19 protein-coding genes and 1 CRISPR repeat array are annotated in these 26,946 nt (G+C 32.3%); of the genes, 8 read left to right on the top strand and 11 right to left on the bottom strand.

The annotated features are described in order from the left end of the window. Positions 1 to 102: 102 nt before the first annotated feature. The 6 genes from cas9 (at position 103) to hemN (ending at position 12,601) form a co-directional block, all read left to right on the top strand. On the top strand, positions 103 to 4,740 hold the full coding sequence (cas9, locus tag DB891_RS03525; RefSeq protein ID WP_116760647.1) for a type II CRISPR RNA-guided endonuclease Cas9: 4,638 nt from the start codon (positions 103 to 105) through the stop codon (positions 4,738 to 4,740). A gap of 232 nt (positions 4,741 to 4,972) precedes the next feature. Then, on the top strand, positions 4,973 to 5,404 hold the full coding sequence (tnpA, locus tag DB891_RS03520) for an IS200/IS605 family transposase (protein WP_116760645.1): 432 nt from the start codon (positions 4,973 to 4,975) through the stop codon (positions 5,402 to 5,404). Positions 5,405 to 5,628: 224 nt separating this feature from the next. Beyond that, complete coding sequence (gene cas1 / locus DB891_RS03515; RefSeq protein ID WP_116760643.1) at positions 5,629 to 6,525, top strand: type II CRISPR-associated endonuclease Cas1; 897 nt, start codon at positions 5,629 to 5,631, stop codon at positions 6,523 to 6,525. After that, a complete protein-coding gene (gene cas2 / locus DB891_RS03510; RefSeq protein ID WP_116760641.1) occupies positions 6,518 to 6,865 on the top strand; it encodes a CRISPR-associated endonuclease Cas2 in 348 nt (115 codons plus the stop codon). The genes cas1 and cas2 overlap by 8 nt, the downstream gene beginning before the upstream one ends. Positions 6,866 to 6,981: 116 nt before the next feature. Further along, a CRISPR array of direct repeats spans positions 6,982 to 8,848; the repeat unit is 46 nt; unit sequence ATTGGGAATTATAAGCTAAAATACAATTTTGAAAGCAATTCACAAC. A gap of 236 nt (positions 8,849 to 9,084) precedes the next feature. After that, positions 9,085 to 11,097: a DUF349 domain-containing protein gene (locus tag DB891_RS03505; RefSeq protein WP_116760639.1), complete on the top strand. Its 2,013-nt coding sequence runs from the start codon at positions 9,085 to 9,087 to the stop codon at positions 11,095 to 11,097. Between the two features lie 139 nt (positions 11,098 to 11,236). Continuing rightward, on the top strand, positions 11,237 to 12,601 hold the full coding sequence (gene hemN, locus DB891_RS03500; RefSeq protein ID WP_116760637.1) for an oxygen-independent coproporphyrinogen III oxidase: 1,365 nt from the start codon (positions 11,237 to 11,239) through the stop codon (positions 12,599 to 12,601). 97 nt (positions 12,602 to 12,698) lie between these two features. Here the strand turns inward: hemN and DB891_RS03495 are convergent, their stop codons facing one another. From DB891_RS03495 to DB891_RS03460, 8 genes are all read right to left on the bottom strand, one after another. After that, positions 12,699 to 13,400, bottom strand: a complete 702-nt coding sequence (locus DB891_RS03495) for a sulfite exporter TauE/SafE family protein (RefSeq protein WP_116760635.1) — start codon at positions 13,398 to 13,400, stop codon at positions 12,699 to 12,701. A gap of 150 nt (positions 13,401 to 13,550) precedes the next feature. Further along, positions 13,551 to 14,000, bottom strand: a complete 450-nt coding sequence (locus DB891_RS03490; protein ID WP_116760633.1) for a FixH family protein — start codon at positions 13,998 to 14,000, stop codon at positions 13,551 to 13,553. A gap of 59 nt (positions 14,001 to 14,059) precedes the next feature. Beyond that, positions 14,060 to 15,478 carry a cytochrome c oxidase accessory protein CcoG gene (gene ccoG, locus DB891_RS03485; protein WP_116760631.1) on the bottom strand — a complete coding sequence of 473 codons (1,419 nt, stop codon included), beginning with the start codon at positions 15,476 to 15,478 and terminating at the stop codon, positions 14,060 to 14,062. Between the two features lie 114 nt (positions 15,479 to 15,592). Next, on the bottom strand, positions 15,593 to 16,480 hold the full coding sequence (locus DB891_RS03480; RefSeq protein ID WP_116760629.1) for a cbb3-type cytochrome c oxidase N-terminal domain-containing protein: 888 nt from the start codon (positions 16,478 to 16,480) through the stop codon (positions 15,593 to 15,595). Positions 16,481 to 16,508: 28 nt separating this feature from the next. Then, positions 16,509 to 16,676 carry a CcoQ/FixQ family Cbb3-type cytochrome c oxidase assembly chaperone gene (locus tag DB891_RS03475; RefSeq protein ID WP_116760627.1) on the bottom strand — a complete coding sequence of 56 codons (168 nt, stop codon included), beginning with the start codon at positions 16,674 to 16,676 and terminating at the stop codon, positions 16,509 to 16,511. 15 nt (positions 16,677 to 16,691) lie between these two features. Beyond that, a complete protein-coding gene (gene ccoN / locus DB891_RS03470) occupies positions 16,692 to 18,869 on the bottom strand; it encodes a cytochrome-c oxidase, cbb3-type subunit I (RefSeq protein ID WP_116760625.1) in 2,178 nt (725 codons plus the stop codon). Between the two features lie 63 nt (positions 18,870 to 18,932). Beyond that, a complete protein-coding gene (gene ccoS, locus DB891_RS03465) occupies positions 18,933 to 19,112 on the bottom strand; it encodes a cbb3-type cytochrome oxidase assembly protein CcoS (RefSeq protein ID WP_116760623.1) in 180 nt (59 codons plus the stop codon). A gap of 117 nt (positions 19,113 to 19,229) precedes the next feature. After that, positions 19,230 to 21,608 carry a heavy metal translocating P-type ATPase gene (locus DB891_RS03460; RefSeq protein ID WP_116760621.1) on the bottom strand — a complete coding sequence of 793 codons (2,379 nt, stop codon included), beginning with the start codon at positions 21,606 to 21,608 and terminating at the stop codon, positions 19,230 to 19,232. Positions 21,609 to 21,716: 108 nt separating this feature from the next. Between DB891_RS03460 and DB891_RS03455 the strand changes: the two genes are divergently transcribed. Beyond that, positions 21,717 to 22,397, top strand: a complete 681-nt coding sequence (locus DB891_RS03455) for a Crp/Fnr family transcriptional regulator (RefSeq protein ID WP_116760619.1) — start codon at positions 21,717 to 21,719, stop codon at positions 22,395 to 22,397. Positions 22,398 to 22,469: 72 nt separating this feature from the next. Here DB891_RS03455 and mazG read toward each other — a convergent pair whose 3' ends face one another. The 3 genes from mazG to def all read right to left on the bottom strand — a co-directional run bounded on the left by mazG (position 22,470) and on the right by def (position 24,519). Continuing rightward, positions 22,470 to 23,240, bottom strand: a complete 771-nt coding sequence (mazG, locus tag DB891_RS03450) for a nucleoside triphosphate pyrophosphohydrolase (RefSeq protein WP_116760617.1) — start codon at positions 23,238 to 23,240, stop codon at positions 22,470 to 22,472. 146 nt (positions 23,241 to 23,386) lie between these two features. Continuing rightward, positions 23,387 to 23,869 carry a DUF5606 family protein gene (locus DB891_RS03445; RefSeq protein WP_116760615.1) on the bottom strand — a complete coding sequence of 161 codons (483 nt, stop codon included), beginning with the start codon at positions 23,867 to 23,869 and terminating at the stop codon, positions 23,387 to 23,389. 62 nt (positions 23,870 to 23,931) lie between these two features. Beyond that, positions 23,932 to 24,519: a peptide deformylase gene (def, locus tag DB891_RS03440; protein WP_116760613.1), complete on the bottom strand. Its 588-nt coding sequence runs from the start codon at positions 24,517 to 24,519 to the stop codon at positions 23,932 to 23,934. A gap of 195 nt (positions 24,520 to 24,714) precedes the next feature. Between def and DB891_RS03435 the strand changes: the two genes are divergently transcribed. Next, positions 24,715 to 26,928, top strand: coding sequence for an FUSC family protein (locus DB891_RS03435; RefSeq protein ID WP_116760611.1), 2,214 nt, complete (start codon positions 24,715 to 24,717; stop codon positions 26,926 to 26,928). Positions 26,929 to 26,946 lie beyond the last annotated feature (18 nt).

Below are 26,946 nucleotides of genomic sequence, written 5' to 3'. Positions count from 1 at the left end.
TTATTTGTATGTGGTTTTCCGTAAACTAATTAATTTTCTTTTGATTAAATTTAGGGATTAATTTACAGTTAGAGAAAATTTATCAAAAATACAGCTATAAAAATGAAGAAAATATTAGGATTGGATTTAGGGACGAATAGTATTGGGTGGGCGTTAACCAATAATGACTTCGACAATAAACTAGGAAACATTGAAGGATTAGGAAGTCGAATAATCCCTATGAGCCAAGATGTACTTGGTAAATTTGACAGTGGAGTTTCTATTTCTCAAACTGCGGAAAGAACAAAATATCGCGGAACTAGAAGATTAGTTCAACGCTTTCTATTAAGAAGAGAGCGACTTCACAGAATTCTAAATATCCTTGATTTTCTACCTAAACATTATTCCGAAGTAATCGATTTTGATAAAAAGTTTGGGCAATTTAAACCTGAAAGAGAAGAAAAATTATCTTTTTATAAAAATGAAAACGGTAAAAACCAATTTTTATTTTTAGAGAGCCACCAAGAAATGCTTTCTGAATTCAAATTAATATATCCTGATTTAAAAAAAATCCCTTATGATTGGACTATTTATTATTTGAGAAAAAAAGCATTAACAAAAAAAATATCCAAAGAAGAACTTGCCTGGATATTACTGAACTTCAATCAAAAAAGAGGGTATTATCAATTGCGTGGAGAGGAACAAGAAGAAAACAAAAATAAACTAGAAGAGTTTCATACCCTTACGGTTGTGGATGTAATTGAAAGAGAAAAGGGAAAATCAGGTATATGGTACAACGTGATTCTTGAAAACGGCTGGATTTATAAACGTGAAAGCAAAATCGCATTATTTGACTGGGTTGGTAAACAAAAGAATTTTATTGTGACTACCGAGTTAAATGATGACGGAACTGTAAAACTCAACAAAGACAATGAAGAAAAGAGAAGTTTTAGATCTCCAAAAGAAGATGATTGGGGATTAAGAAAAATCAGAACAGAACAAACTATTAACCAAAGCGGAAAATCAGTTGGTTCTTATATCTATGATGAACTTTTAAAAAATCCAAATCAAAAAATAAAAGGCGAATTAGTTCGAACGATTGAAAGAAAGTTCTATAAAGATGAAATATCGAAAATTATTAAGACCCAAATAGAATTCCATTCAGCTATTTTAACAGATCGAAATCTTTATAAAAAGTGTATTGATGAACTGTACAGACATAATGATTCTCACAAAAGTAATATTAAAGACAGAGGTTTTGACTATTTATTTTTAGATGATATTATTTTTTATCAACGCCCATTAAAAAGCAAGACTTCTTTGATTAGTGATTGTAGTTTAGAACACAGGCCTATTAAAGATAAAAAAGGTGTTTTAGTAAAAGATAGTAATGGAAAGCAAATTTTAAAACCTCTAAAATGTATTGCAAAATCAAATCCTATTTTTCAAGAATTCCGATTATTACAATTTGTCAAAAACCTTAAAATTTTTAAAAAAGAAATCATAGACGATATTGATGTAACGATTGATTATTTAAAAACGGAAGAGGATTTAGTAGAATTATTCAATTGGCTAAATGATAAAGCAGAAATCAGTCAAAAACAATTTTTAGCCTATTCAAAATTCAAATTAAAAGAAGATAAATTCAGATGGAATTTTGTAGAAGACAAGATCTATCCTTGTAACGAAACCAGAAATCAATTTTTGAATGCCATCGTAAAGATTGATGTAGATAAAACTTTTTTTGATGCCAAAACCACTCAAGATTTATGGCATATTTTATATTCGGTTACTGATAAAATCGAAATTACAAAAGCAATTACCACTTTTGCTAAACGACATAATTTACCCGAGGAATTTATAGCAAATTTTTCAAAATTAAAACCTTATAAAAAAGATTATGGCTCTTATTCAGAAAAAGCAATAAAGAAGTTATTGACTTTAATGAGAAGAGATAAAACTTGGAATGAAGATGCTATTTCTAATAAAGTTACAGCAAAAATAAGCTTCATTAAAGAAAGATTAGAATCTATAAATTATGACCCATCAATTCTTGAAAAAGTATCTGATAGCGACATTCCTAAACAAGTTTTAAAAAGTTTTATAAAATGTACTGAATTCAATAAAGGCTTAAATACCTACCAAGCATCTTATTTAATATACGACAGACACAGTGAAGCTAGTGATATTTCAAAATGGAAAACTCCTGCAGATATTGAGTCCTTTTTGAAACACGATTTCAAACAACATTCCCTCCGAAATCCAATAGTTGAACAAGTTATTACAGAAACTTTACGAGTTGTAAAAGATATTTGGCAACATTATGGAGAAGGTCGAGAAAACTTCTTTAACGAAATTCATATTGAATTAGGTCGTGAGATGAAGAATAATGCTGCGGATAGAAAAAGAATTACTGACAATATCAATCAAAACGAAAATACAAACTTACGAATCAAAGCCATTTTAACGGAATTGAAAAATGATGGAGTTAATGATGTTCGCCCTTATTCCCCAAGTCAGCAAGAGATTCTAAAAATTTACGAAGAAGGAGTTTATAGTAGTGAAAACAGAAAAGAAAAATTAGAAGACATTGAGAAAATTAGGAAAAATGCGAAACCAACAACTTCTGAAATTATCAAATATAAACTTTGGCTGGAACAAGGTTATATTTCACCATATACAGGAAAATTAATTCCATTAAGTGATTTGTTTACTACAAAATATCAAATCGAACATATTATCCCACAATCAAGATTATTTGATGATTCATTATCAAATAAAGTCATTTGTGAATCTGAAGTAAATGATTTGAAAGGAAATAAGACCGCATTAGAATTTATCTTAAAAAACGAAGATAGAATTGTAACCCTAACTGGTGGAAAAACAGTTAAAATATTCACTAAAGAATCTTATAACCAACACATCACTAGCTATTACAGTAAAAATAAAAACAAGCAAAAAAGATTACTAAGTGAAGAAATACCAGAAAAATTTATCGAAAGACAATTAAATGACACTAAATACATCAGTAAGATTGTAAAAAATCTTTTGAGTAAAATAGTTAGAGAAGACGATGAACAAGAAGTAACCTCAAAACATATTGTTTCCTTAAATGGTTCAATAACTTCAAAAATGAAACAAGACTGGGGCTTGAATGATGTTTGGAATCATATTGTTACGCCTCGTTTTGAAAGACTAAATGCATTAACAAACAGTAATAAGTTTGGGAATTGGGAAAACAAATTTGGAAAAAATGTTTTTCAAGCAACAGTTCCAGATGAAATAGCCAAAGGATTTTCTAAAAAAAGAATTGACCATCGCCATCACGCTCTCGATGCATTGGTTATAGCTTGTGTAACAAAAGATCACGTAAATTACTTGAATTCAATGAACTCCGAGAGAAAAAACTATTCATTGGTTTCTAAATTAAGAGTTCAACAAGAACAAATTATAACAAAAGACAATCACGACGGAACACTTTGTGAAGAAAAGAAACTAATAGCTAAAGAATTTCATAAACCATGGACTAACTTCACTAAAGATGCTAAAGACATACTAAATCAAACCATCATCAGCTTCAAACAAAACACTAGAGTTATCAATAAAGCGGTAAACAAATATCAAGTTTGGAAAGAAGAAGATGGCGCAATGAAAAAAATCACAACTAAACAAGTAAAAGGAGATAACTGGGCGATTAGAAAACCAATGCACGCAGAAACCGTGAGTGGAAAAGTATTTTTAAAGCGAATTAAACAAAGTCATATTACTATTGCAAATGCTATTGAACAAATAGGATTGATTGTTGACAAGGAAATTAAAAAACAGCTAGTTGCAAAAATCAAGCAATATCCTAATAATAGTGATGGTTTAAAAAAGCACCTCAAAGCTTTTCCTGTAATGATTGATGGAAAAGCTATTGATAAAGTTCAAATTTATGAAACCATAGAGGCCACAGCTACTAGAGAACGAAATAATTTAGATATTACGTTTGATGAAAAAAAGATAGAAAAGATAACAGATACAGGAATTCAGAAGATTCTTTTAAATCATCTGAAACAGGAATTGTATCAAAATGCAATAGACGAAAATGGAAAAAAGATAGCTCCACATGAAGTAGCTTTTTCAGAAATAGGTATAGATGAATTAAACAAAAACATTATAGCACTCAATAATGGCAAAAATCACCAGCCTATAAAAAAAGTTCGTATTTTCGAAGAAAGTAAACGATTTTCACTTGGACAGACAGGTAGAAAAACAGATAAATATGTTGAAACCGCCAAAGGAACAAACTTATTTTTTGCAATTTATCAAGATGAAAACGGGAAACGAAATTATAAAACCATTCCTTTCAATGAAGTAATTGAAAGACAAAAACAAGGATTATGTTCTGCTCTAGAAATAGATGAAAATGGAAATTATCTTTTATTTACTCTTTCTCCAAATGATTTAGTTTATGTACCCACAGAAGACGAAAAAGAAAACATAACTACAATTAATTTTGATAAACTATCAAAAGAGCAAACAGAACGCATATATAAATTTGTAAGTTGTACTAGTGGAGAAGGTCATTTTGTTTCTAATAATTATTCAAAAGAAATAATTTCTAATGAAAATGGTTCAAATAATAAAAATGAACGAATGCTTGAATTTAACAATTCAAATACTATTTATGATGAAAAAGAAAAACCAATAATGATTAAATCCGTTTGTTGGAAACTAGAAATTGATAGACTTGGAAAAATTAAAAGAAACATCCGATAATAAATTATTCTTTCAAAAATCAATAGGATTGGGCTTTAGCCCATTCAAATAAAATTAGTATTAAGCACAAAAGGCTTTAGCAAAAAAACATTTCGGCTAAAGCCTATTCAAATCAAAATATATTAATCCCCTCCAGCTAAAGCTGGAGGCAATTCAATCCCGATAATTATCGGGAGGAGGCAATTGATAAAACAGAAAATTCAAAAATTATAAGCAATTTAAAATACAAATTATGCCTTATATCAAAACCTACATCCATTTTGTTTGGAGTACAAAAAACAGAATTCCTTTTTTGGACAGCAAAGAATTAAGACAAAAGGTTTGGCATCATATTAAAGAAAATGCCCAAGAGAAAAGGATTTTTGTTGATCATGTTAATGGATATTCAGATCATTGTCATTGTTTGATTTCTATAGGAGCAGATCAAACCATTCAAAAAATTATGCAACTCATAAAAGGGGAATCTTCTTTTTGGATTAACAAAAGTAAATTGTGTTTAGCTAAATTTGAATGGCAAGATGAATATTTTGCCGTTTCTGTTTCGGAATCTATGCTTGATAAAGTTAGAAATTACATTAGAAACCAAGAAGAACACCATAGCAAACAAACATTTGAAGAAGAATACAACGAATTTATTGCTAAATATAAATTTCAAAAAGAATAGAATTTGGCTAAAGCCATTTACATTATTATCATATCCCCCCTCCAGCTAAAGCTGGAGGCAATTCACAATTCAAAAGTTGGAGGTAATTCAAAAGTTATAGGATTCAATAGGATTGGGCTTTAGCCCATTCAATAAAAAAATGAGTTTAAAAGGCTTTAACCTAATGTTTTAGTGAATTATTTTCATTTATAAACAGCTGATTATAATTTTGTAAATTCAAAAAAATGATAAAACGTACCCTTTTCTTCGGCAATCCCGCTTATTTGAGCACAAAAAACGAGCAAATAGTAATCTCTTATCCCGACAAGGAACAAGAAACCAAAACCGTGGCTATTGAAGATATTGGTGTTATCGTTCTGGAAAATCAACAAATCACAATTACCAATGGTTTACTCGAAAAACTAACCAATAACAATGTTGCTTTAATCAATTGCGACCAGTATCATTTGCCAATAGGTTTGTTAATGCCACTCAACGGACATACAGAACAAACAGAGCGTTTTAAAAACCAGATTAATGCTTCTGTTCCTCTCAAAAAGAATTTGTGGCAACAAACCATAAGTGCCAAAATCATGAACCAAGCGGGGCTGCTCAAAGAAAAAGGAATCCCATGCCGAAAAATGGAGCTTTGGGCAAAAGAAGTTACATCGGGAGATGCACTCAATCACGAATCCAGAGCAGCTGTTTATTATTGGCAAAACCTCATCACGGTAGACGATTTTACTAGAGGACAAAAAGGAATTCCGCCCAATAATTTATTGAATTATGGCTATGCCATTTTGAGAGCGATTACGGCAAGAGCAATTGTCAGTTCTGGAATGTTACCTACTTTAGGAATCTTTCACCGCAACAAATACAACTCCTATTGCCTTGCCGACGATATTATGGAGCCCTATCGCCCGTACGTGGACTTGATTGTGTGTCACATTATGGAAACCGAAGATTCGTATGACGAATTGACAACCGATATTAAAAAACAATTGTTAAGTATTGCCAGTATAGATGTTTTTATTGACGGAAAGAATAGTCCGTTGATGGTCGCAATGAGTAGAACTACGCATTCCTTACACGAATGTTTTGAAGGAACAGCAAGGAAAATTTTATACCCTGTTTATGTATGACGAACATTACACCCGTTTAAACCAATATAGAAGTTTGTGGATATTAGTCTTTTTTGATCTGCCCACCGAAACACGGAAAGAGCGTAAAATTGCCAGTGGATTTCGCAAGAAATTATTGGACGATGGTTTTTCTATGTTCCAATTTTCGATCTATATGCGGTTTTGTGCCAGTAGAGAAAACTCCGAAGTACACACCAAAAGAATTAGGAATAATTTACCTGAACACGGCAAAATTGGGGTAATGCAAATAACCGATAAACAATTTGGGATGATGGAACTTTTTTATGGAAAAAAACCTGTAGAACCGGATAAACCTTCACAACAATTAGAGCTTTTCTAAAAAACAGAATTCTAAAAAAGTACAACTACGTGTACCTCAGTACACAAACTCAACTCTTTTTTAATTTCAAAATAAACCTATAACTACCAACATATCAAACGATTAACTCGCGGTATATTGGGAATTATAAGCTAAAATACAATTTTGAAAGCAATTCACAACATTGACTCGCTATTTTCGCATCTGTCCTAGATTGGGAATTATAAGCTAAAATACAATTTTGAAAGCAATTCACAACATTAAATTCCTACACTCTCTAAAATCTTCAATTGGGAATTATAAGCTAAAATACAATTTTGAAAGCAATTCACAACTGTTAAAGTCTTGACTTACTTTTCTTTGCTATTGGGAATTATAAGCTAAAATACAATTTTGAAAGCAATTCACAACTTTATATCAATCGACGTATCAATTGGAATTATTGGGAATTATAAGCTAAAATACAATTTTGAAAGCAATTCACAACACTTTTCAACTCCAAGTAATGATCTAAAGTATTGGGAATTATAAGCTAAAATACAATTTTGAAAGCAATTCACAACTTAAATTGTTTCTATTTCATCCTTTTGGAAATTGGGAATTATAAGCTAAAATACAATTTTGAAAGCAATTCACAACATACTCGGTGTCTCCATCTGCCAAATCCATATTGGGAATTATAAGCTAAAATACAATTTTGAAAGCAATTCACAACTATGTGGATGCTTGATAAGAAGAACTATTATTGGGAATTATAAGCTAAAATACAATTTTGAAAGCAATTCACAACTGTTTTTTTGGGCATTGATGAAAACACATGATTGGGAATTATAAGCTAAAATACAATTTTGAAAGCAATTCACAACTGGCATCGGTTCGCGCCTTGTTTAGTTTGATTGGGAATTATAAGCTAAAATACAATTTTGAAAGCAATTCACAACTATATTTGTTAACTAAATAAATAAAACATTATTGGGAATTATAAGCTAAAATACAATTTTGAAAGCAATTCACAACATATAATGGTGCCAACTACACAAAAACAAGATTGGGAATTATAAGCTAAAATACAATTTTGAAAGCAATTCACAACAACCACTGTTATCAGCATACCACTTAACATATTGGGAATTATAAGCTAAAATACAATTTTGAAAGCAATTCACAACATAAATGGATAGATAAAGACGAAACAGGAATTGGGAATTATAAGCTAAAATACAATTTTGAAAGCAATTCACAACTAGTAGGCTTTTCATTTGTAAAAGCATTCAATTGGGAATTATAAGCTAAAATACAATTTTGAAAGCAATTCACAACTGGCGGTCGGGGTTAAAATAGCTATAGAGGATTGGGAATTATAAGCTAAAATACAATTTTGAAAGCAATTCACAACAAGATATTGATCGCGGTAATTTTGTGGAAGATTGGGAATTATAAGCTAAAATACAATTTTGAAAGCAATTCACAACAAAGACATTGCCACGTGCAAAGAATACGTTATTGGGAATTATAAGCTAAAATACAATTTTGAAAGCAATTCACAACGAATATTCCTTATCAATCGTGTTTATATCTATTGGGAATTATAAGCTAAAATACAATTTTGAAAGCAATTCACAACCATGGGGAGGCACAACGACGTCAAGCAAGTATTGGGAATTATAAGCTAAAATACAATTTTGAAAGCAATTCACAACAGCCGCGTTAGATTTAGCTATTGAAGACGCGTTGGGAATTATAAGCTAAAATACAATTTTGAAAGCAATTCACAACGTGAGCTGGCTGTTTCTCTAAATGGCTCTAGTTGGGAATTATAAGCTAAAATACAATTTTGAAAGCAATTCACAACTACCTGCGTATAGATCCGCTGCTTTTCTTTGTTGGGAATTATAAGCTAAAATACAATTTTGAAAGCAATTCACAACAAAGCTGATTGTTTCATATTTATTTATTTAGTTGGGAATTATAAGCTAAAATACAATTTTGAAAGCAATTCACAGCACGGACAGCATTTTTTTGTTGTTATCACAGTTACCTATTTTCACTCGATATACACCACTCCATTTTCTCAAAAAACTGATCACATTTATCCCAAAAAGACATCCACAATTAAAATCCCTAGCTAAAAACAAGAATTTTAGACACAATCTAACTATAAATAAAGGATTTATTTTGAATTTTGACACACCTTCACTATCTTTCGCATTCAATAAATAGAAACCTTAAACATTCACAAAATGTTAGAAGAAAAGAACGATAACCTGTCTCTTCACGAAAATCAGACAGACGGAAGAACAGTCAATGAATTGCAAGAAACAATTCAATCGGAAACGACTATAGTAGCCGAAACTGAAATCAGTGATGCTGCAGCAGAAGAAAATACGGTGAACCCTGTTTCTGAACCAGTGCTTTCGAATGAAGTTGAGGCAAACGAAAATCAAAACGTTATTGATGCCATTGCAGATTCAAATGCTGAAGAAAGTGAAGATGAAACGCTGAAAGAACGTCATGACATTCCGATGTTGGATTACGAAGCATTACCGATGGATACCCTTGTAGAAGAATTGAAGAATTTGGCTACAAACGAAAAAGTAATGTCTGTAAAGGAACATGTTGAAGAAATCAAAAAAGCATTTTTAGCAAAATACAATCACCTTATAGAAGAGAAAAAAGAAGAATTCAATCAGGAAAATCAAGATCCAAACGAAGAATTTCAATACCATTCTCCTCTAAAAACAAAGTTTGATCAATACTATACCCTTTATAGAGACAACAAAAATACTCATTTCAAGAGTTTACAAACCAATTTGAAATCAAACTTAGAGGTACGATTGGCTATTGTTGAAGAGTTAAAAGAGTTAATCAACCCACAAGCAAACATCAAAGACACCTTAAAACATTTTAATGAATTAAGGGAACGTTGGAAAAATGCGGGTTCTATTCCAAAAGATAAATACAATCACGTTTGGAATAATTTCCATTTTCATGTTGAGAATTTTTATGACTATTTGCATCTTGACAGAGAAGCCAGAGACATTGATTTCAAGCACAATTTAGAGCAAAAACAAAAAATTATCGCTCGTGTGCAAGAATTGGTAAACGAGGTTGATATCAATAAAGCTTTTAGAGAATTACAAGATTTACACCGAATCTGGAAAGAGGAAATTGGACCTGTTTCAAGAGAGCATCGCGATGCAATTTGGAACCAATTTAGCGAGCTAACAAAAAAAATGCATGATAAGCGTGAAGTGTTGTTTGAAAACCAAAGAGGAACTGAGCTTGAAAATTTAAACAAGAAAAAAGAGATCATTGCTGCAATTGAAGTTTTGGCTACCGAAAAAGTAAATTCGCATTCGCAATGGCTTGCCCAAATTGAAAAAGTAGAAGCTTTACGTACCGCTTTTTTCTCTGCAGGAAAAGTTCCATCGGATGTAAATGAGGATACTTGGTTAGCTTTTAAAACGGCCGTTAGAAATTTTAATACTTTTAAAAATTCATTTTATAAAGACATTAAAAAAGACCAAAACGAAAATCTAAATAAAAAAATAGCACTTGTAAATAAAGCGAAAGAACTACAGGAAAGCGTTGATTTTTCTGCAACTACTCCAATCATGAAGCAAATTCAAGAAGAGTGGAAACAAATAGGTCATGTTCCTAGAAAATATTCAGATAAAATCTGGAACGAATTTAGAGAAGCTTGCAATCATTATTTTGACAAATTAAAAGAGCAAAAAAATGAAGAAAATGTTGAAGAAGTAGAAGCTTTTGACAAAAAGAAAGCCTACTTGGAAACTTTAAGAGAGTTTCAATTGACAGGTGATCACAAAACTGATTTGGATGCCATCAAATTGCATATCGAAACTTGGAAAAGCTTTGGTAAAGTTCCTTTCCCAAGACGACATATCGAAGGAAAATTCAACAAGATTCTTGATGCTTTGTTTGAAAAATTAAGCTTGAGCAAAAAAGACACCGAAATGATGCGTTTCGCCAACAGAATGGATCATTTATCTGAAAGCAACGACACTAGAAAACTAGATAATGAGAAGATTTTCTTAATGCGTAAGATTGAAGAGGTGCAGAATGAAATATTTCAATTAGAGAATAACATTCAATTCTTTACTAATACAAAAAATGCCAAAAAAGAAAATTCAATAGTTTTAGAAGTTAGAAAAAACATCGCTATCCACAAAGAAAGCCTTGATGTTTGGAAAGAAAAACTAAAACAATTAAGAAATATGAACCAAGGATAAGTTTCTACCTGTTTAATTAAAAAAACCTCGTGCTATTTGTAGTTCGAGGTTTTTTTTATATAAATTATCCCGATATGATAAATATCATTTTAATTCCTAAAATGTCACACTAAATTTGTCTCTATAAAACATTCAAATTATGAAAAACTCACTGATTCAAAAATACAATGTTCCTGGCCCAAGATACACTAGCTATCCAACGGTACCTTATTGGGATGAATCTGGGTTTACAAATCAAATTTGGATAGAGACCCTCAAAAAGTCATTTCTTGAAAGCAACGTAAAAGAAGGTATCAGCCTTTATATACACCTCCCCTTTTGTGAAAGTTTATGCACATTTTGTGGATGCAACAAACGTATAACAAAAAATCATGGGGTTGAAAACCCATATATAGAAGCCGTTTTAAAAGAATGGACTTTGTATTGTAATCTACTTGGTGAAAAACCAAAAATTAAAGAAATTCATTTAGGTGGTGGTACGCCCACTTTTTTCTCTGTTCAAAACTTAGAAGACCTTATTAATGGTATTTTTTCTCATGCCGAAAAAGCAGAGGGTTACGAATTTAGTTTTGAAGGCCATCCTAATAATACGACCTATGCCCATTTGCAAAAATTATACGATTTAGGTTTTAGAAGAGTCAGTTTTGGTGTTCAAGATTATTCAGAGAAAGTACAAAAAGCAATTCATAGAATTCAACCTTTTCACAATGTAGCAAAAGTTACTTTTTGGGCAAAAGAAATAGGCTATACTTCAGTGGGACATGATATTATTTTCGGGTTACCCTTTCAAGAAATTGAAGATGTGGTAGATACCATAGAAAAAACAAACTCACTACAACCTGATCGATTGGCATTTTATAGTTATGCCCATGTGCCTTGGATAAAAGGAAATGGACAACGTGGATTTAATGATGAAGACATCCCTAAAGACGATGAAAAAAGAAAACTATACGAAATAGGAAAAGAATTGCTGTTTGAAAATGAATATCATGAAATAGGCATGGATCATTTTGCTTTAAAAAAAGACAGTCTATACCATTCTTTTGAGAACAAAACCTTGCATAGGAATTTCATGGGATACAGTTCCTCTAAAACCCAGTTGATGATTGGATTAGGGGTTTCGGCAATCAGTGACAGTTGGTACAGTTTTGCCCAAAACGTTAAAAATCTAGAAGATTATTATCAATTATTGGAATGGGATAAATTACCAGTCTATAGAGGACATTTATTATCTACCGAAGATCTGCTAATTAGAAAACACATCTTGAATTTAATGTGTCAATTTGAAACCAGTTGGGAGGATTCTGCCAATTATTTTACTGAAATACCTGAAATTCTAATTCAACTTAAAGAAATGGAAAAGGATGGTTTATTGATTATAGGTGAAAATAAAATTCAAGTTACCGAAGAAGGAAAGCCTTATGTTCGCAATATTTGCATGGCATTCGATTTACGATTAAAAAGAAAAGCACCAGAAACTGCTTTATTCTCAATGACCATTTAAATAAGCAACTAAGATTCTGAGTATCTAAGACAGAGTAGATTACAATTTTAATTTCAGCATTACTAGGTTAGCAACGATACCCTATAAAAAAAGCCAATTAGTGACAATTGGCTTTTTCTTGTATAAATAAACTCATATTAGAAGGAGAAACATAGGGTATTCCGAGGCCTAAACCTCTTAAAATAAACAGCACCCCAATTAATACACCAACATAAGGAATTACTTTTTGAATCTTATTCCGAATAGGAACTGACAAAAAGGAATTGACATAAACCACGGCGCTCATCAAAGGCACCGTTCCTAGTCCAAATAACAGCATATATAAAACTCCAAAGCCAGCACTTTGCATGGCAATAGCGCCAAACAAGGCAACATAAACCATCCCACAAGGCAGAAAACCATTGAGCAACCCTATAATAAACAAGGATTTAAAGCTTTTATTTTTAAAATGACTGCCTAGAGTTTGCTTCATTTTTGAAATCCATCTAAAAACCGGTTTCGAAAAATTATATTGAGCAAAAACTTTCTCGGGTATTAAAATCACTACAATCATTGCAACGCCAATAATAACAGACATTTGCTGTTGAATACCAGCCAAAAAAAGACCTTTTCCCAACAACCCAAATAACAATCCAATGCTCCCGTAAGCCGTTAATCGTCCCAAATGATAAGTAAAAATTTGAGTTGTTTTTTTTGCAGGATTATTTCGTTCTACAGGCAACATCATAGCAATAGGACCACACATTCCTATGCAGTGAAAACTACTGATTAAACCGAATAAAAAGGCTGTATAAAGCATGGGGATTTTAGATTGCAGAATTTAGATTTTAGAATGCAGATTTTAGAATAAAGATGATAGAACACAGAATATAGGATTTTGTAATAAAACCAATTCTATCTTTTTTTTCATCTATACTCTTAATTCTATTCTCTCTACTCTAATTTCTTTTTATTTTACGTAAATCTCTTCTTTGGTCAAATAGAGCTTTCCATTATATTGCCATTCCATATTGACATCCCAAACCCCTCCAATAAGTTTTGATTTAGGAATAGACATACTGGAATTGGATAATGAAATTGGGACTTGAAAATCGAATTTTTTATTAGATGGTCGATAAAGAGCAACTATCCCTTTAACGTCATTTGGTATAAAATCAGCAGGAAAAACAATATTGATTCCATTGGCATCAATTGTAATAACTGGCTTTGCTTTTAAATCATGTGCATTTTGAATGCGTGCCATTTCATCTTGAAAATGAACATCATGCTTGTAATATTCTTCAACCACTAATTCATTATCATACTTACTGTCCGATTGCACTTTTAGAACAAAATATAATATAAAGCTCATAAACAACGCAAAAGCAATTACGATAGAAGTTCCCCAATTAATTTTCATTTTTATTTTTTTTAGTATATTTTATTTAACTGCTGAATACTTCACTGAGTACACAAAGACTAATCAAAACTTCTTGGACTTAGAAAATTCGTATAAGTAGTTTCAATTTTTTTATTTCCTTCATAAACATCAATTTCAACCTTGGTTTTATCGGTTTCCAATAAAAACTTATTAATTTCGAGAAACATAGTACCGCTGGACATTCCTTGTTTCGGCACTTTTAAATCCTGAATACCTACAACTTTTAAAGTTCCTTTAATTCCAACCAATTTAAAATGAATATCATTAATATCATTGCTGGTTTTATTGATAATTTTAAAAGTATAAATATTACTGATGTTATCTCCTTTGTGTTGATAGAGCTGCCCTGGCAATCTAAAAATAGTGGTTTCGATTTCTGTTCTTAAAAACAATAATCCAAAAAGCACTCCAATTAATATAGCCAATATAGCGGTGTAGCCTTTCATCCTGGCAGTGAACTTAAACTTGGCTTTGGTTTCTATTTCATCTTCCGAAGCATAACGAATAAGCCCCAAGGGCAATCCTACGCTTTTCATTATAGTATCACATTCATCAATACAAGCAGTGCAATTCACACATTCCAGTTGAACTCCGTTACGAATATCAATTCCTGTAGGACAAACATGTACACATTGCTTACAATCAATACAATCCCCTTTACCTGAAGCTGCTCTGTCTTCTTGCTTATTGAATTTGGCCCTTCCTACTTCTTTCTCACCACGAACAAAATCATAGGCCACATTTATTGATTTTTTATCCAATAAAACGCCTTGCAATCTTCCGTAAGGGCAAGCAATAATACAGACTTGCTCCCTAAACCAGGCAAAGACAAAATAAAAAACACTCGTAAAAATCAATAAGGAAATAAAGGTACTTGTATTGGCAAAAGGACCGTTTTCAATTAATCTGAATAATTCATCACTTCCGATAAGATAGGCTAAAAACACATTGGCTATTAGAAAAGAAATAACAAGGAAGACAAACCACTTTGTGGCTTTTTTTCGGATTTTCTCTGTGTTCCATTCTTGTTTTTCCAAGCGAATTTGTGCTCCACGATCTCCTTCTATCCAATATTCAATTCGACGGAAAACCATTTCTAAAAAGATAGTTTGCGGACAAATCCACCCACAAAAAATACGCCCAAAAATCACAGTGAATAGGATCACAAACACTACTCCTATAATCATAAAGATTACAAAAAGATAAAAATCTTGTGGCCAAAAAGGAAAACTAAATATATTAAAACGGCGTTCCAACACATTAAACATCATGAATTGGTTCCCATTTATTTTTATAAACGGATTGGCAACCAGAATGATCAATAAAAAATAACTGACCCACTTTCTATAGTCATAAAATTTACCAGAAGGTTTTTTTGGATAAATATATTTTCTATTCCCCTCTTTATCAATCGTTCCTATGGTATCTCTAAAAGCTTCGTCTGGAATTTTTGACATTGTATTTGATTTTAATACTTAATTTAAAAATTATCTTTGTCAAAGTTAGAAACTTTTACAAAGATAATTTTAGATAAAAAGGCTATTGCCTTACTTGCAACAAAATAGTCATTGCTATTTTGGATTTTCATCAACCCAAACATCTCCTTCTGGTGCTTTTGGATCTTTTGGATTACTCCCTTTAAGAGATATAATATAACTGGCAACCGCTTGAATTTCTTTAGGTTTTAAGGTTCCTTTCCATGCAATCATCCCTTTTCCGTCACGACCACCATTGGTAATAGTGTGAAATAAGTTTTTTATTCCACCACCCAAAATCCATTGCTCATCGGTTAAGTTTGGCCCAATAGTTCCGCCACCATCAGCTCTATGACAGGCCACACAATTGGTGTCAAAAATAGCTTTACCAGATGTTAAATCCGCAGGATCAGTCAATTCAGTAACTGTTTTCTCATCCATCAAATCTGGAGCTGTTTTCATATATTCAGCAACTTCAATTTTGGCTTGAGCCATTTCACTTTTAAGTTCGGCTTCTTGATCAGGAGCGCCCATAATTTCATAACGAACCAAATAAACCACTGAAAAAACAATACAGGCATAGAATAAATACACCCACCATGGCGGCAAATTATTGTCTAACTCTTTAATGCCATCATAATCATGATCCATCAAGAGCTGCTTTTCATCTTCAATTGGCACCGTTTTTGTCAAACTTTGCATCAAATTCTTGTACCAACTTTTCTCTTTTAGACTTAATTCGTCTTCTTGAGCTAATCTTGCTTTTTCCTCATCCGAAAGCAATTGATAGGTAACTGTATTTACGGCTTTTAGCGTAATTTCTATTGCAATTAAAAGAAAAAGCAATACAAATAAAAAACCTAAAACCATTGGATATTTAACAAATGCAGGATGGTCTCCTGAATCTATAAAGTATTCCATCGCTCCAAAAATGGAGAAAAATATCACAAGGACTCTTATATAAGGTGGAATTATTTTTTTCATTATAAATATATTTTTGAAATTATACAATTTAATCTTCTAATGGAATTTGGCTCATCTCATCAACCGTTTCTTTTTTGTATGAGTAAACCCAAATTCCTAACCCTAGAAAAAAGAAAAAGAAAATTAATAACGATAGTATTGGAAAAATTGCAACTCCTGCAATGGTTTCCATATTGTGTTTTATCTGTTCGAACATAACGTTACTATTTAGTTATTCTTTAACTTTAATATCAGTACCAAGTCTCTGAATGTAAGCAATTAACGCTACAATCTCTCTTTCATTCATTGGAACAAATTTCTCTCCTCTTGCTTCGGCTTTTTTCTTACTCTCATCATAACTTTTCACAAAATCAGGGTCATTTTTAAGACTTTCTTCAATTGCAATTGCTTGAGTACGTAAATCTTTCAAACCATTTGCTACTTGGGCTACCGTATAAGGAACTCCAAGAGTAACCATTGCTTGCATTTTCTTTTCGGTCAAAGAAATATCCATCGCTTTATTATCAAACAGCCATTTGTAACCTGGCATAATAGATCCTGCAGATGTACTTTGTGGATTCCACATGTGGTTAAAATGCCAATTGTCATTGTATTTTCCTCCAACTCTATGCAAATCAGGACCTGTTCTTTTAGAACCCCAAAGGAATGGGTGATCGTAAACAAACTCTCCTGCTTTAGATTGTGGCCCATAACGCTCTACTTCACTACGGAAAGGACGAACTGATTGAGAGTGACAACCCACACAACCTTCACGGATATACAAATCACGTCCTTCTAATTCTAAAGGAGAATACGGTTTTACGCTTGCAATTGTTGGAATATTCGATTTTACCATAATCGTAGGTACGATTTGAATAATCCCTCCTATTAATATGGCTATTGTCGCGAATATTGCCATTTTAATTGGTTTTCTTTCCAACCAAGAATGGTATTTCTCTCCTTTAATTCTTCCTTCACTGATAACTTGCAATGCAGGAGCTTCAGCCAATTCATCCTCTACTTCTTCTCCGGCTCTTACCGTTTGGATAATATTATAAACCAACGTTAACATTCCAACCAAATACATAGAACCACCAATTGCTCTCATCCAATACATTGGCATGATTTGAGTAACCGTTTCAAGGAAATTACCATAGGTCAATGTACCGTCTGGATTAAATTGTTTCCACATAGAGGCTTGCAAGAAACCGGCCAAATACATTGGCAATGCGTATAATATAATTCCCAAAGTTCCAATCCAAAAGTGGAAATTCGCCAATTTAGTAGAGTACAAAGTGCTTTTTGTCATTCTTGGAATCAACCAATAAATAATACCAAAAGCCATAAAACCATTCCATGCCAATGCACCTACGTGAACGTGTGCAACAATCCAATCCGTATAGTGCGCAATAGCATTTACATTTTTAAAAGAAAGCATCGGCCCTTCAAAAGTGGCCATACCGTAACCTGTCATTGCAACAACAAAAAACTTCAAAACAGGTTCTTCACGAACTTTATCCCAAACTCCTCTTAAAGTTAAAAGACCGTTTATCATACCTCCCCAAGATGGAGCAATCAACATTACTGAAAATACAACTCCTAAATTTTGAGCCCAGTTAGGCAAAGCAGAATACAATAAATGGTGAGGTCCTGCCCAGATGTATAAAAATATTAAGGACCAAAAGTGGATGATAGATAATCTATAAGAATACACAGGACGATTGGCTACTTTTGGCACAAAATAATACATTAAACCTAAAAATGGAGTGGTCAAGAAAAAGGCCACCGCATTATGACCGTACCACCATTGCACTAATGCATCTTGGACTCCTGCATAAACAGAATAACTCTTCATAGCAGAAACCGGCAACTCTAAACTATTAAAAATATGCAATACCGCAACGGTAATAAATGTGGCTAAATAAAACCAAATGGCAACATACAAATGGCGTTCTCTACGTTTTAACATGGTACCAATCATATTGATTCCAAAAGCTACCCAGATCAAAGCAATTGCAATATCTATAGGCCATTCCAATTCAGCATACTCTTTTGAAGAAGTATATCCTAATGGCAACGAAATAGCAGCCGCAACAATGATTAATTGCCAACCCCAAAAATTCAGGTTACTCAAAAAATCACTATACATTCTGGCCTTTAATAATCGCTGTAGCGAATAATAAACACCTGCAAACATAGCGTTCCCGACAAAGGCAAAAATAACTGCATTGGTATGTAAAGGTCTCAATCTACCAAAACTCAACCATGAAATTCCATCGGTCAAATTGGGAAAGAGAAACATAGTAGCTAAAATAAGACCTACTAACATCCCTACCACTCCAAAAAGTATAGTGGCATAAATGAACTTCTTTACAATTTTGTTGTCATAATAAAATTGTTGCATTTCCATATATATAATTGTTTTTAAAATTGTTTAAAATTGGTGTTTTTAAAATATCAAAAGTTTGGAGATTTAACTTTTGGTCGTCGATTTGCTTTTTTTGGATTTAATCAATTCATCATCAAAAAGCATTCTAACTGAAGGGGTATAATCGTCATCATATTGTCCGGATTTTACTGCAAAAACAAAGGCAATAAAAAATCCAATGGCAACGAAAATACTAATAGCTATCAATAAATATATAACGCTCATATCTTAATATTAGGTTAACAAAAGTAGAGTCATCACTTTTAAGAAAAAATGATAATTATCATATTTAATCGAATATGTTAAAATTATGAAAAAAAAATCAAACAATTCCCTGTTAAACTATTTTATTTTCCGGGAATAGTAATTGCTCATCACGGTTACAAAACTCACTATCGTTATGGTACTCAGCGGCATAATAATTGCAGCCACCAAAGGCAGGAGGTTCCCGGTAATGGCAAAAGACAATCCTACCACATTGTACAAAAGTGACAATATGAAGCTCATTTTAATTGTTATAATCGCTTTTTTGGATAGTTTTAAAAAGTAGTGCAGTTTTTTAAACTCTTTAGCATCCAAAATAGCGTCGCAAGCAGGTGAAAAAACATTGACATTCTCAGAAATCGATATCCCAACGTTACTTTGCGCCAAAGCGCCGGCATCATTAAGACCATCACCTACCATCATCACATTTTTACCTTGTTCTTGCAACCCTTTAATAAACTCTAATTTTTGTTCCGGTTTTTGATTAAAAATCATTTCGGTACCAGCAGGCAAAAGCGTTGCTAATAAAGCACGTTCCCCTTCATTATCTCCTGACAATACTTTGATTTGATATTGCGTGCTCAAATCGCCAAACAATTTTGACAATCCTTCTCTATATTCATTATTAAAGACATATTTTCCACAATACACATCTCTAATTTTTATATGAACTGATGTTTGCTGAATACTGCTCTTTTCAATTTTACCAACAAAATCAGCAGAACCCATTTGAACCTGAACACCATCAATTATGGCCTGAATCCCTTTACCTGTTATTTCTTCGAATGAATCTAGTTTTAATCGCTTCCCTTCCGGCAAAAAGTCATATAACATCCTACTCAAAGGATGATTCGAAGCACGAAGCACATTTTTTATAAAAACCAGATTAGATTCGGTAAGAGCTTCACCTTCAAAAGAAATATTCGATTTTGTATTTGTCGTTATTGTACCTGTTTTATCAAAAACAATCGTATCTACTTTGGCCAATTGCTCAATAACTAAAGCATTTTTAAGGTAAAAATATTTACTCCCTAAAATTCGCAGCATATTTCCCATAGTAAACGGAGCTGTCAATGCTAGGGCGCAAGGACAGGCCACGATAAGGACAGCCGTAAAAACATTGAAGGCAGTATTGGCATCAAAAAATATCCAATAACCAAATCCGGCAAATGCAATCAATAGCAAAATTGGGGTAAAGTATCGGCTAATTTGATCCGTTATGGTTTTGTGCTTTTGCTCCACATTTTTCTGAAAAACATCATTACTCCACAATTGCGTTAGATAACTTTGTGAAACCGAATGTAAAACTTCCATTTCTATCACTTTCCCAATTTGTTTTCCTCCCGCAAATACTTTGTCACCAGATTTTTTCGTGATCGGGATAGCTTCTCCGGTAACAAAACTATAATCAATATCGGCTTTATCCGAAATTAAAATCCCGTCAACTGGAATTAATTCTTGGTTTCTTATCAGTAATCGATCTCCTTTTTGAATATCATAAACTGGCACACTTTCTTCGGTAGTATCACTTTTTATTTTGGTAATGGCTATTGGGAAATACGATTTAAAATCCCTCTCGAAACTTAAAAAACTATAGGTTTTAATTTGGAACATTTTTCCCAATAACATAAAGAAAATCAAGCCCGTTAAACTATCAAAAAAGCCAGAACCATAATCCATTACAATATCAAAAGTGCTACGGATAAACATAACCACTATTCCCAAAGCAATAGGAATATCAATGTTAAGCATTTTGGTTTTAATGCTTTTAATAGCCGAAACATAATAACCACTGGCCGAATATAAAAAAGAAGGCAAGGATAATGCAAAAATCAATCCCCTAAAAAAAGGCTTGTAATTATCCAGCCAATATTCATTGACTTCAAAATATTCAGGAAAGGAAAGCAGCATAATGTTTCCAAAACAAAAGAAAGCCACCCCTAATTTATAAGTCAAACTTCTATCGACATTGTTTTTACCCGTTTCGTAATTTTCTAGGCTTATATAAGGTTCATACCCTATGGAGCTCAATAAATAAACAATATCTTTCAGAGAAACAATCTCAGGATTATAATTGATTCGCACTTTTTTCTCAGGAAAATTAACTTGAGAGGTATTTATTCCTTTTTGAAGACGTTGTAAATTCTCTAAAATCCAAATACAAGAGCTACAATGAATATGAGGGATATTAAGTGAAATAATAGCAGTTGAATCTTCTTGAAATTCCAACAATTTAGCCACAATGCTTTCATTATCTAAAAAATCATATTTACCGCTAATATCCTGTGGAGTTGCACCAGGTGCATTTTCAAAATCATAATAACAGGTCAAATCATTCAGACTGAAAATTTCGTACACCGTTTTACAACCATTGCAACAAAACTCTTTTTCATCAAAAAGTATTTGCTCTTCTTTTACAATATCTAAACCACAATGAAAACAGTTGTTTTTCTCCATAAATAAAACTTCTTAATGCGACCGCAAAGATTACAAATTGATTAACTCAAAAAAAATGATATTTATCATATAAATGTATAACTTTGCAACCTCAAATCCTATTTCATCATGAGTAAATGCGAACAATGTATCGTGAGAGAATTTAGTTCTTTAAAAGCACTAAATAAAGACGAACTTATAAAACTATCCGATTGTAAAACATCAAAACTTATCAAAAAAGGAGAACATATTTTTGAAGAAGGCGAAAATGTAAACGGTATTTTTTGCATAAAAGACGGTATTTGCAAACTAACCAAATTGAGCCCAAATGGTAAAGATCATATCGTTAAGTTGGTTACCAAAGGAGAACTATTAGGACAACGATCTATGATCAGTGACGAACCTGCTAATTTAAGTGCCATTGCCTTAGAAGACATGCACGTTTGCTTCATTCCAAAAAATGAAATCATGGGATTCTTTGACAAAAACAACCAGTTTTCTATGAACGTAATGAAAACAATATGTGGCGACTTAAAAACTGCCGATGATCATATGGTTAATATGGCGCAAAAATCAGTAAAAGAAAGATTAGCAGAGACTTTAATCTATCTACATGATACTTTTGGCATTAACAAAGATGAAACGCTAAAAGTACAGCTTTCAAGAGATGAACTAGCCAGTATGATAGGAACCGCAACCGAAAGTTGCATTCGATTGCTGTCTGATTTTAATAAATTAGGATTGATTGAATTGGTAGGTAAAAAAATTGTCTTGAAAGATATTAATAAGTTAAAGAAAATGGCTGATTAAAGTTTGAAACTGTTTTCTGTTTTCTGTTTTCTGTTTTCTGTTTTCTGTTTTCTGAACACTGAACACTTCCTTTTAGAGTTTCTTCGCTTCGTTCCAAAAAACATCCATCTCTGCAAGAGTCATATCCATAAGAGGTTTTCCCAACTCATCTGCTTTACTCTCTAAATACTGAAAGCGTTTGATGAATTTCTTATTGGTTCGTTCCAATGCATCTTCGGGATTTATGTTTAAAAAACGGGCATAATTAATCATTGAAAATAAAACATCCCCAAACTCGGATTCCATTTTATCTTGATCTCCAGCTTCGACTTCAACTTGTAATTCTTGCAACTCTTCCTGAACTTTATCCCAAACCTGGTGAGATTCTTCCCAATCAAACCCTACTCCCTTTACTTTATCCTGAATTCGGCTCGCTTTTACCAATGCGGGTAAACTTTTTGGAACACCCTCCAAAACCGATTTCTTGCCTTCTTTTAGTTTCAGTTTCTCCCAATTTTGCTTTACTTCTTCTTCATCTTTTACCACTACATCACTGTAAATATGGGGATGACGGTGAATGAGTTTTTCACAGATATCATTACATACATCGGCCATATCAAAATCATTGCTTTCACTTCCTATTTTGGCATAAAAAACAATATGCAAGAGCAAATCCCCCAATTCTTTCTTTACTTCATTTAAATCATTATCTAATATGGCATCGCCTAACTCATAGGTTTCTTCAATGGTAAGATGACGTAATGTTTGCATGGTTTGCTTTTTATCCCAAGGGCATTTTTCACGCAAATCGTCCATTATATCTAATAATCTTTTGAAAGCTTGGAGTTGAAGATCTTTATTCATTTTATGATTTTATATTTGGAATCTAACTTTGAGGGTTCAATCCAAATTATTGATTTTGAAGATTATTATTTAACAACGGCTACAAAAATAAAAAAATCCTGTCAAGAAAAATTCTCAACAGGATTAAATATAATTTAAAATTTAAATTACTCTTTTTTAGCTTTTGCTTTTTTAGCTGGAGCTTTCTCTTTTTCGGCTACAACTTCCTCTGCTACTGGAGCTACTTCTTCTTCAACAACAGGAGCTTCATCTACAATCATACCTCTTTCTTGAAGCATATTGTACCAATTTAATATTTTCTTGATGTCTGACGGATATACTCTTTCTTCATCGTATTCTGGCAATATTTCTCTAAAGTAAGAAGACAATTTAGCATTATCTTCTTTATGAGAAATTGCTTGTCCTTTATTTTCTTTATTGGCAATGTTTTGCATGATTTCAGCCAATGGTTTTTCAGCTTCATAAGTGTAAATCGAAATTTCAGACAATAAACTTACATTGCTTTTTAAACTTACCGTTACTTTTTTCCCATCCAACAATGACTCAGCAACAAAACCAGTACGCGTTTGTACTTTTAAAACATATAAACCTGGTTTTCCTGAAATGGATAATATTTTCTCTAAATTCATTTTATATTTTTTTACTTATTTTTTTAAAACTGAACACTAAAAACGGTAAATTAATCATTAAATTATCTTCCCTTTTTTCCAAAAAATTTCATTCTATAATCTTGAAAAGTCTTTCCTTCGATAATGTTTTTTAATTTCTTTTGAATCAAACGTTTCTTCAATGAAGAAATTTTATCCGTAAACAAAATACCTTCAATATGATCGTATTCGTGCTGAATCACTCTTGCAATCAAACCATCAAAAACTTCGGTTTTCATCACAAAATCTTCTTCACAATATTCAATTGTTATTGTAGGGTTTCTGTACACATCTTCACGGACATCAGGAATACTTAAACATCCTTCGTTAAAAGCCCATTCTTCCCCCTCTTCTTTGATCATTTTTGCATTGATAAAAGTTCTTTTGAACCCTTTCAATTGATCTTGCTCTTTGTCTTCCAAATCTTCATCATCACTAAAAGGGGTAGTATCTACAACAAATAATCGCAATGACAACCCCACTTGCTCAGCAGCTAGACCAACACCACATGCATTATACATCGTATCATACATATTTGCTATAATCTCTTTCAAATTTGGATATTCAGGAGTAAGCTCTTCTCCTATTTTTCTCAAAACAGGATCACCATATCCTATAATTGGTAATATCATTCGTGTTGTATTAATTAGTAACTATTGTAAATTAAAGGATAATTCCATTTAATTCGGTTGGCAAAAATAGTAAAAAAATAGTCAATGATTAATCCCATTTTAATAATTAGCGTTTTTTTGTAATTTAGGCTTTAATCCTGTAACAAAGACCTATTAAATCCCTACAAACTGTATCTTTGTGTTAAATCAATAATTATGATCAATAAAATAGAAAAATTCACCGATAGCACTTATTTTACCAATGCTTTAAAAGCAACTCTATCTGCGGTTTTACCTGTTTTATTATTCTCATATTTAGGTCATTTTGAAATTGGGTTTACCATTGCTCTCGGTGCTTTCTTAACATATCCAAGTGACATTCCGAGCAGTTTAAAACATAAAATTAAGGGGATATTATTTACATCATTTTTGATTGCAAGTATTAATTTGCTCATTAATCTTTTCTATCCTTTTCCTTGGCTTTTCTATCCTTTTTTTATCCTATTATTGTTTGTATTATCAATGATATCAGTTTATGGACAAAGAGCCACGATTGTATCTTTTTCGGCATTACTAACTGTATCGTTGTCCTTTGCGCACATGAATACCGGATTAGAAATGGTTAAATATGCCGCATTACTCCTATCTGGTGGATTACTTTACTTATTTATATCACTCCTTTTTTATTACATAAGACCCAATAGATATGCCGAATTGGAAGTAACGGAGTGTATCAAATTAACTTCAAAATACCTGAAACTAAGAGGTGATTTATGGAAAATCGGTGCTGATAAAAAAGCAATAATCGAAAAACAGTTGCATTTACAAGTAGAGCTCAATACAATACATCACAATATAAGAAGTGTTCTTATTGGAAAACAAGTCAATTCTGTCACTTCCAATCAAAACAGAAAAATGCTAATTGTTTTTATTTCCTTGGTTGAAATATTAGAATTGGCATTATCAACAGCATTTGACCATGATAAATTACATCAAAAATTTGATGATCATCCTAAAGTTTTATCCACTTATCAAAACTTAGCCTATAATTTGGCTGCTACTTTAAAAGAATTATCTAAAAATATAAATACCCGAACAAGATACGTTTCAAAACACAATTTATTCAAAGACCTTGGCGCGCTTGAACTAGCTATTACAGCATACAAAAATGACTTAGGAACTACAGCAGCCTCCGAAGGCGTTTTTATGTTAACAACGATGCTGGAATATGCAGAAAAACAAATAGAAAAAATTAAAGTTATTGAACGTGCCTTTACTTTAGCCACCAATACCTATGAATTTAACGGTAAAGACAAAGATTTAGAAAAATTTTTAACCCCTCAATATTATCCTTTAAGCACCTTTGTTCAGAATTTGAGTTTATCATCTACCATTTTCAGGCATTCCTTAAGACTAACTGTTGCCATTATAATTGGCGGTATCATTGGAAAACTGCTTCCTTTTCAAAATATTTATTGGATTTTGATGACCATCATAATCATAATGCGACCTGGTTATGGCTTAACAAAGCAACGTTCTATTCAACGAGTTTTAGGCACAATATTAGGCGGTATAATTGCATTTAGCATTTTATCAGTAACACAAAATGAAATACTGATAAGCATATTAGCAATCACGTGTATGCTTTTAGGCTTATCCTTTACACAAACCAATTATACGGTTAGCGCCACATTTGTAACTATGTACATTGTGTTTCTGTATGGTATATTGACTCCAAATTTTGTTCATGTCATTCAATTTAGAATTATCGATACTTTGACAGGAGCCCTATTGGCATTTTTGGCCAATCATTTTTTATGGCCGTCATGGGAATATATAAAAGCACCTCAATATTTAGAAAAAGCTATTGCTGCCAATCGCGATTATTTAAATGAAATATTCGCTTTTTACAAAAATAAAGGAGAGGTAACCACATCGTATCGTTTAGCCCGAAAAAATGCTTTTATCGAAATTGGAAATCTGATGGCCTCGTTCCAAAGAATGTCACAAGAACCCAAATCGAAACAGATAAAAATAACTCAGGTCTATAAATTAACCGAACTCAATCATTCCTTACTTTCATCGATTGCTTCATTGGGCACCTACATACAATCCCATAAAACTACCCCATCATCAGAAGCATTTACAATTGTGGTAAAAAAGAGTATTAAGAATTTAGAAGAAGCTATTGGGTGTTTAAAAAACGAAGACTACATTCAACAAAATCCAATTACAAATGAAGAATTAGCCAATCGATTTACGGAACTAAAAAACATAAGAGAAAGAGAACTAAAAGAAGGAAATTCTATCGACTCCGAAGCTTTTGTATTAAAAATGCAAGAAGCACAATTGGTCATTGAGCAATTAATTTGGCTGACCAATTTATCCGAGAGAATCTTGAAAAACACCAAAATACTAATGCAATGGTGATTAAGTTTTCAGTCTCAG

It is taken from the genome of Flavobacterium laiguense (genome assembly GCF_003097655.1).
Lineage (GTDB): Bacteria > Bacteroidota > Bacteroidia > Flavobacteriales > Flavobacteriaceae > Flavobacterium > Flavobacterium laiguense.
The sequence above is the reverse complement of the archived record's forward strand: the minus strand, read 5'-3'. Positions and strand labels throughout refer to the sequence as shown.

What these genes read in the sequence shown, in the direction of transcription:
- cas9 (WP_116760647.1), top strand. Translation starts at nt 103, where the DNA reads ATGAAGAAAATATTAGGATTGGATTTAGGGACGAATAGTATTGGGTGG.
- tnpA (WP_116760645.1), top strand. Translation starts at nt 4,973, where the DNA reads ATGCCTTATATCAAAACCTACATCCATTTTGTTTGGAGTACAAAAAAC.
- cas1 (WP_116760643.1), top strand. Translation starts at nt 5,629, where the DNA reads ATGATAAAACGTACCCTTTTCTTCGGCAATCCCGCTTATTTGAGCACA.
- cas2 (WP_116760641.1), top strand. Translation starts at nt 6,518, where the DNA reads ATGTATGACGAACATTACACCCGTTTAAACCAATATAGAAGTTTGTGG.
- DB891_RS03505 (WP_116760639.1), top strand. Translation starts at nt 9,085, where the DNA reads ATGTTAGAAGAAAAGAACGATAACCTGTCTCTTCACGAAAATCAGACA.
- hemN (WP_116760637.1), top strand. Translation starts at nt 11,237, where the DNA reads ATGAAAAACTCACTGATTCAAAAATACAATGTTCCTGGCCCAAGATAC.
- DB891_RS03495 (WP_116760635.1), bottom strand. Translation starts at nt 13,400, where the DNA reads ATGCTTTATACAGCCTTTTTATTCGGTTTAATCAGTAGTTTTCACTGC.
- DB891_RS03490 (WP_116760633.1), bottom strand. Translation starts at nt 14,000, where the DNA reads ATGAAAATTAATTGGGGAACTTCTATCGTAATTGCTTTTGCGTTGTTT.
- ccoG (WP_116760631.1), bottom strand. Translation starts at nt 15,478, where the DNA reads ATGTCAAAAATTCCAGACGAAGCTTTTAGAGATACCATAGGAACGATT.
- DB891_RS03480 (WP_116760629.1), bottom strand. Translation starts at nt 16,480, where the DNA reads ATGAAAAAAATAATTCCACCTTATATAAGAGTCCTTGTGATATTTTTC.
- DB891_RS03475 (WP_116760627.1), bottom strand. Translation starts at nt 16,676, where the DNA reads ATGTTCGAACAGATAAAACACAATATGGAAACCATTGCAGGAGTTGCA.
- ccoN (WP_116760625.1), bottom strand. Translation starts at nt 18,869, where the DNA reads ATGGAAATGCAACAATTTTATTATGACAACAAAATTGTAAAGAAGTTC.
- ccoS (WP_116760623.1), bottom strand. Translation starts at nt 19,112, where the DNA reads ATGAGCGTTATATATTTATTGATAGCTATTAGTATTTTCGTTGCCATT.
- DB891_RS03460 (WP_116760621.1), bottom strand. Translation starts at nt 21,608, where the DNA reads ATGGAGAAAAACAACTGTTTTCATTGTGGTTTAGATATTGTAAAAGAA.
- DB891_RS03455 (WP_116760619.1), top strand. Translation starts at nt 21,717, where the DNA reads ATGAGTAAATGCGAACAATGTATCGTGAGAGAATTTAGTTCTTTAAAA.
- mazG (WP_116760617.1), bottom strand. Translation starts at nt 23,240, where the DNA reads ATGAATAAAGATCTTCAACTCCAAGCTTTCAAAAGATTATTAGATATA.
- DB891_RS03445 (WP_116760615.1), bottom strand. Translation starts at nt 23,869, where the DNA reads ATGAATTTAGAGAAAATATTATCCATTTCAGGAAAACCAGGTTTATAT.
- def (WP_116760613.1), bottom strand. Translation starts at nt 24,519, where the DNA reads ATGATATTACCAATTATAGGATATGGTGATCCTGTTTTGAGAAAAATA.
- DB891_RS03435 (WP_116760611.1), top strand. Translation starts at nt 24,715, where the DNA reads ATGATCAATAAAATAGAAAAATTCACCGATAGCACTTATTTTACCAAT.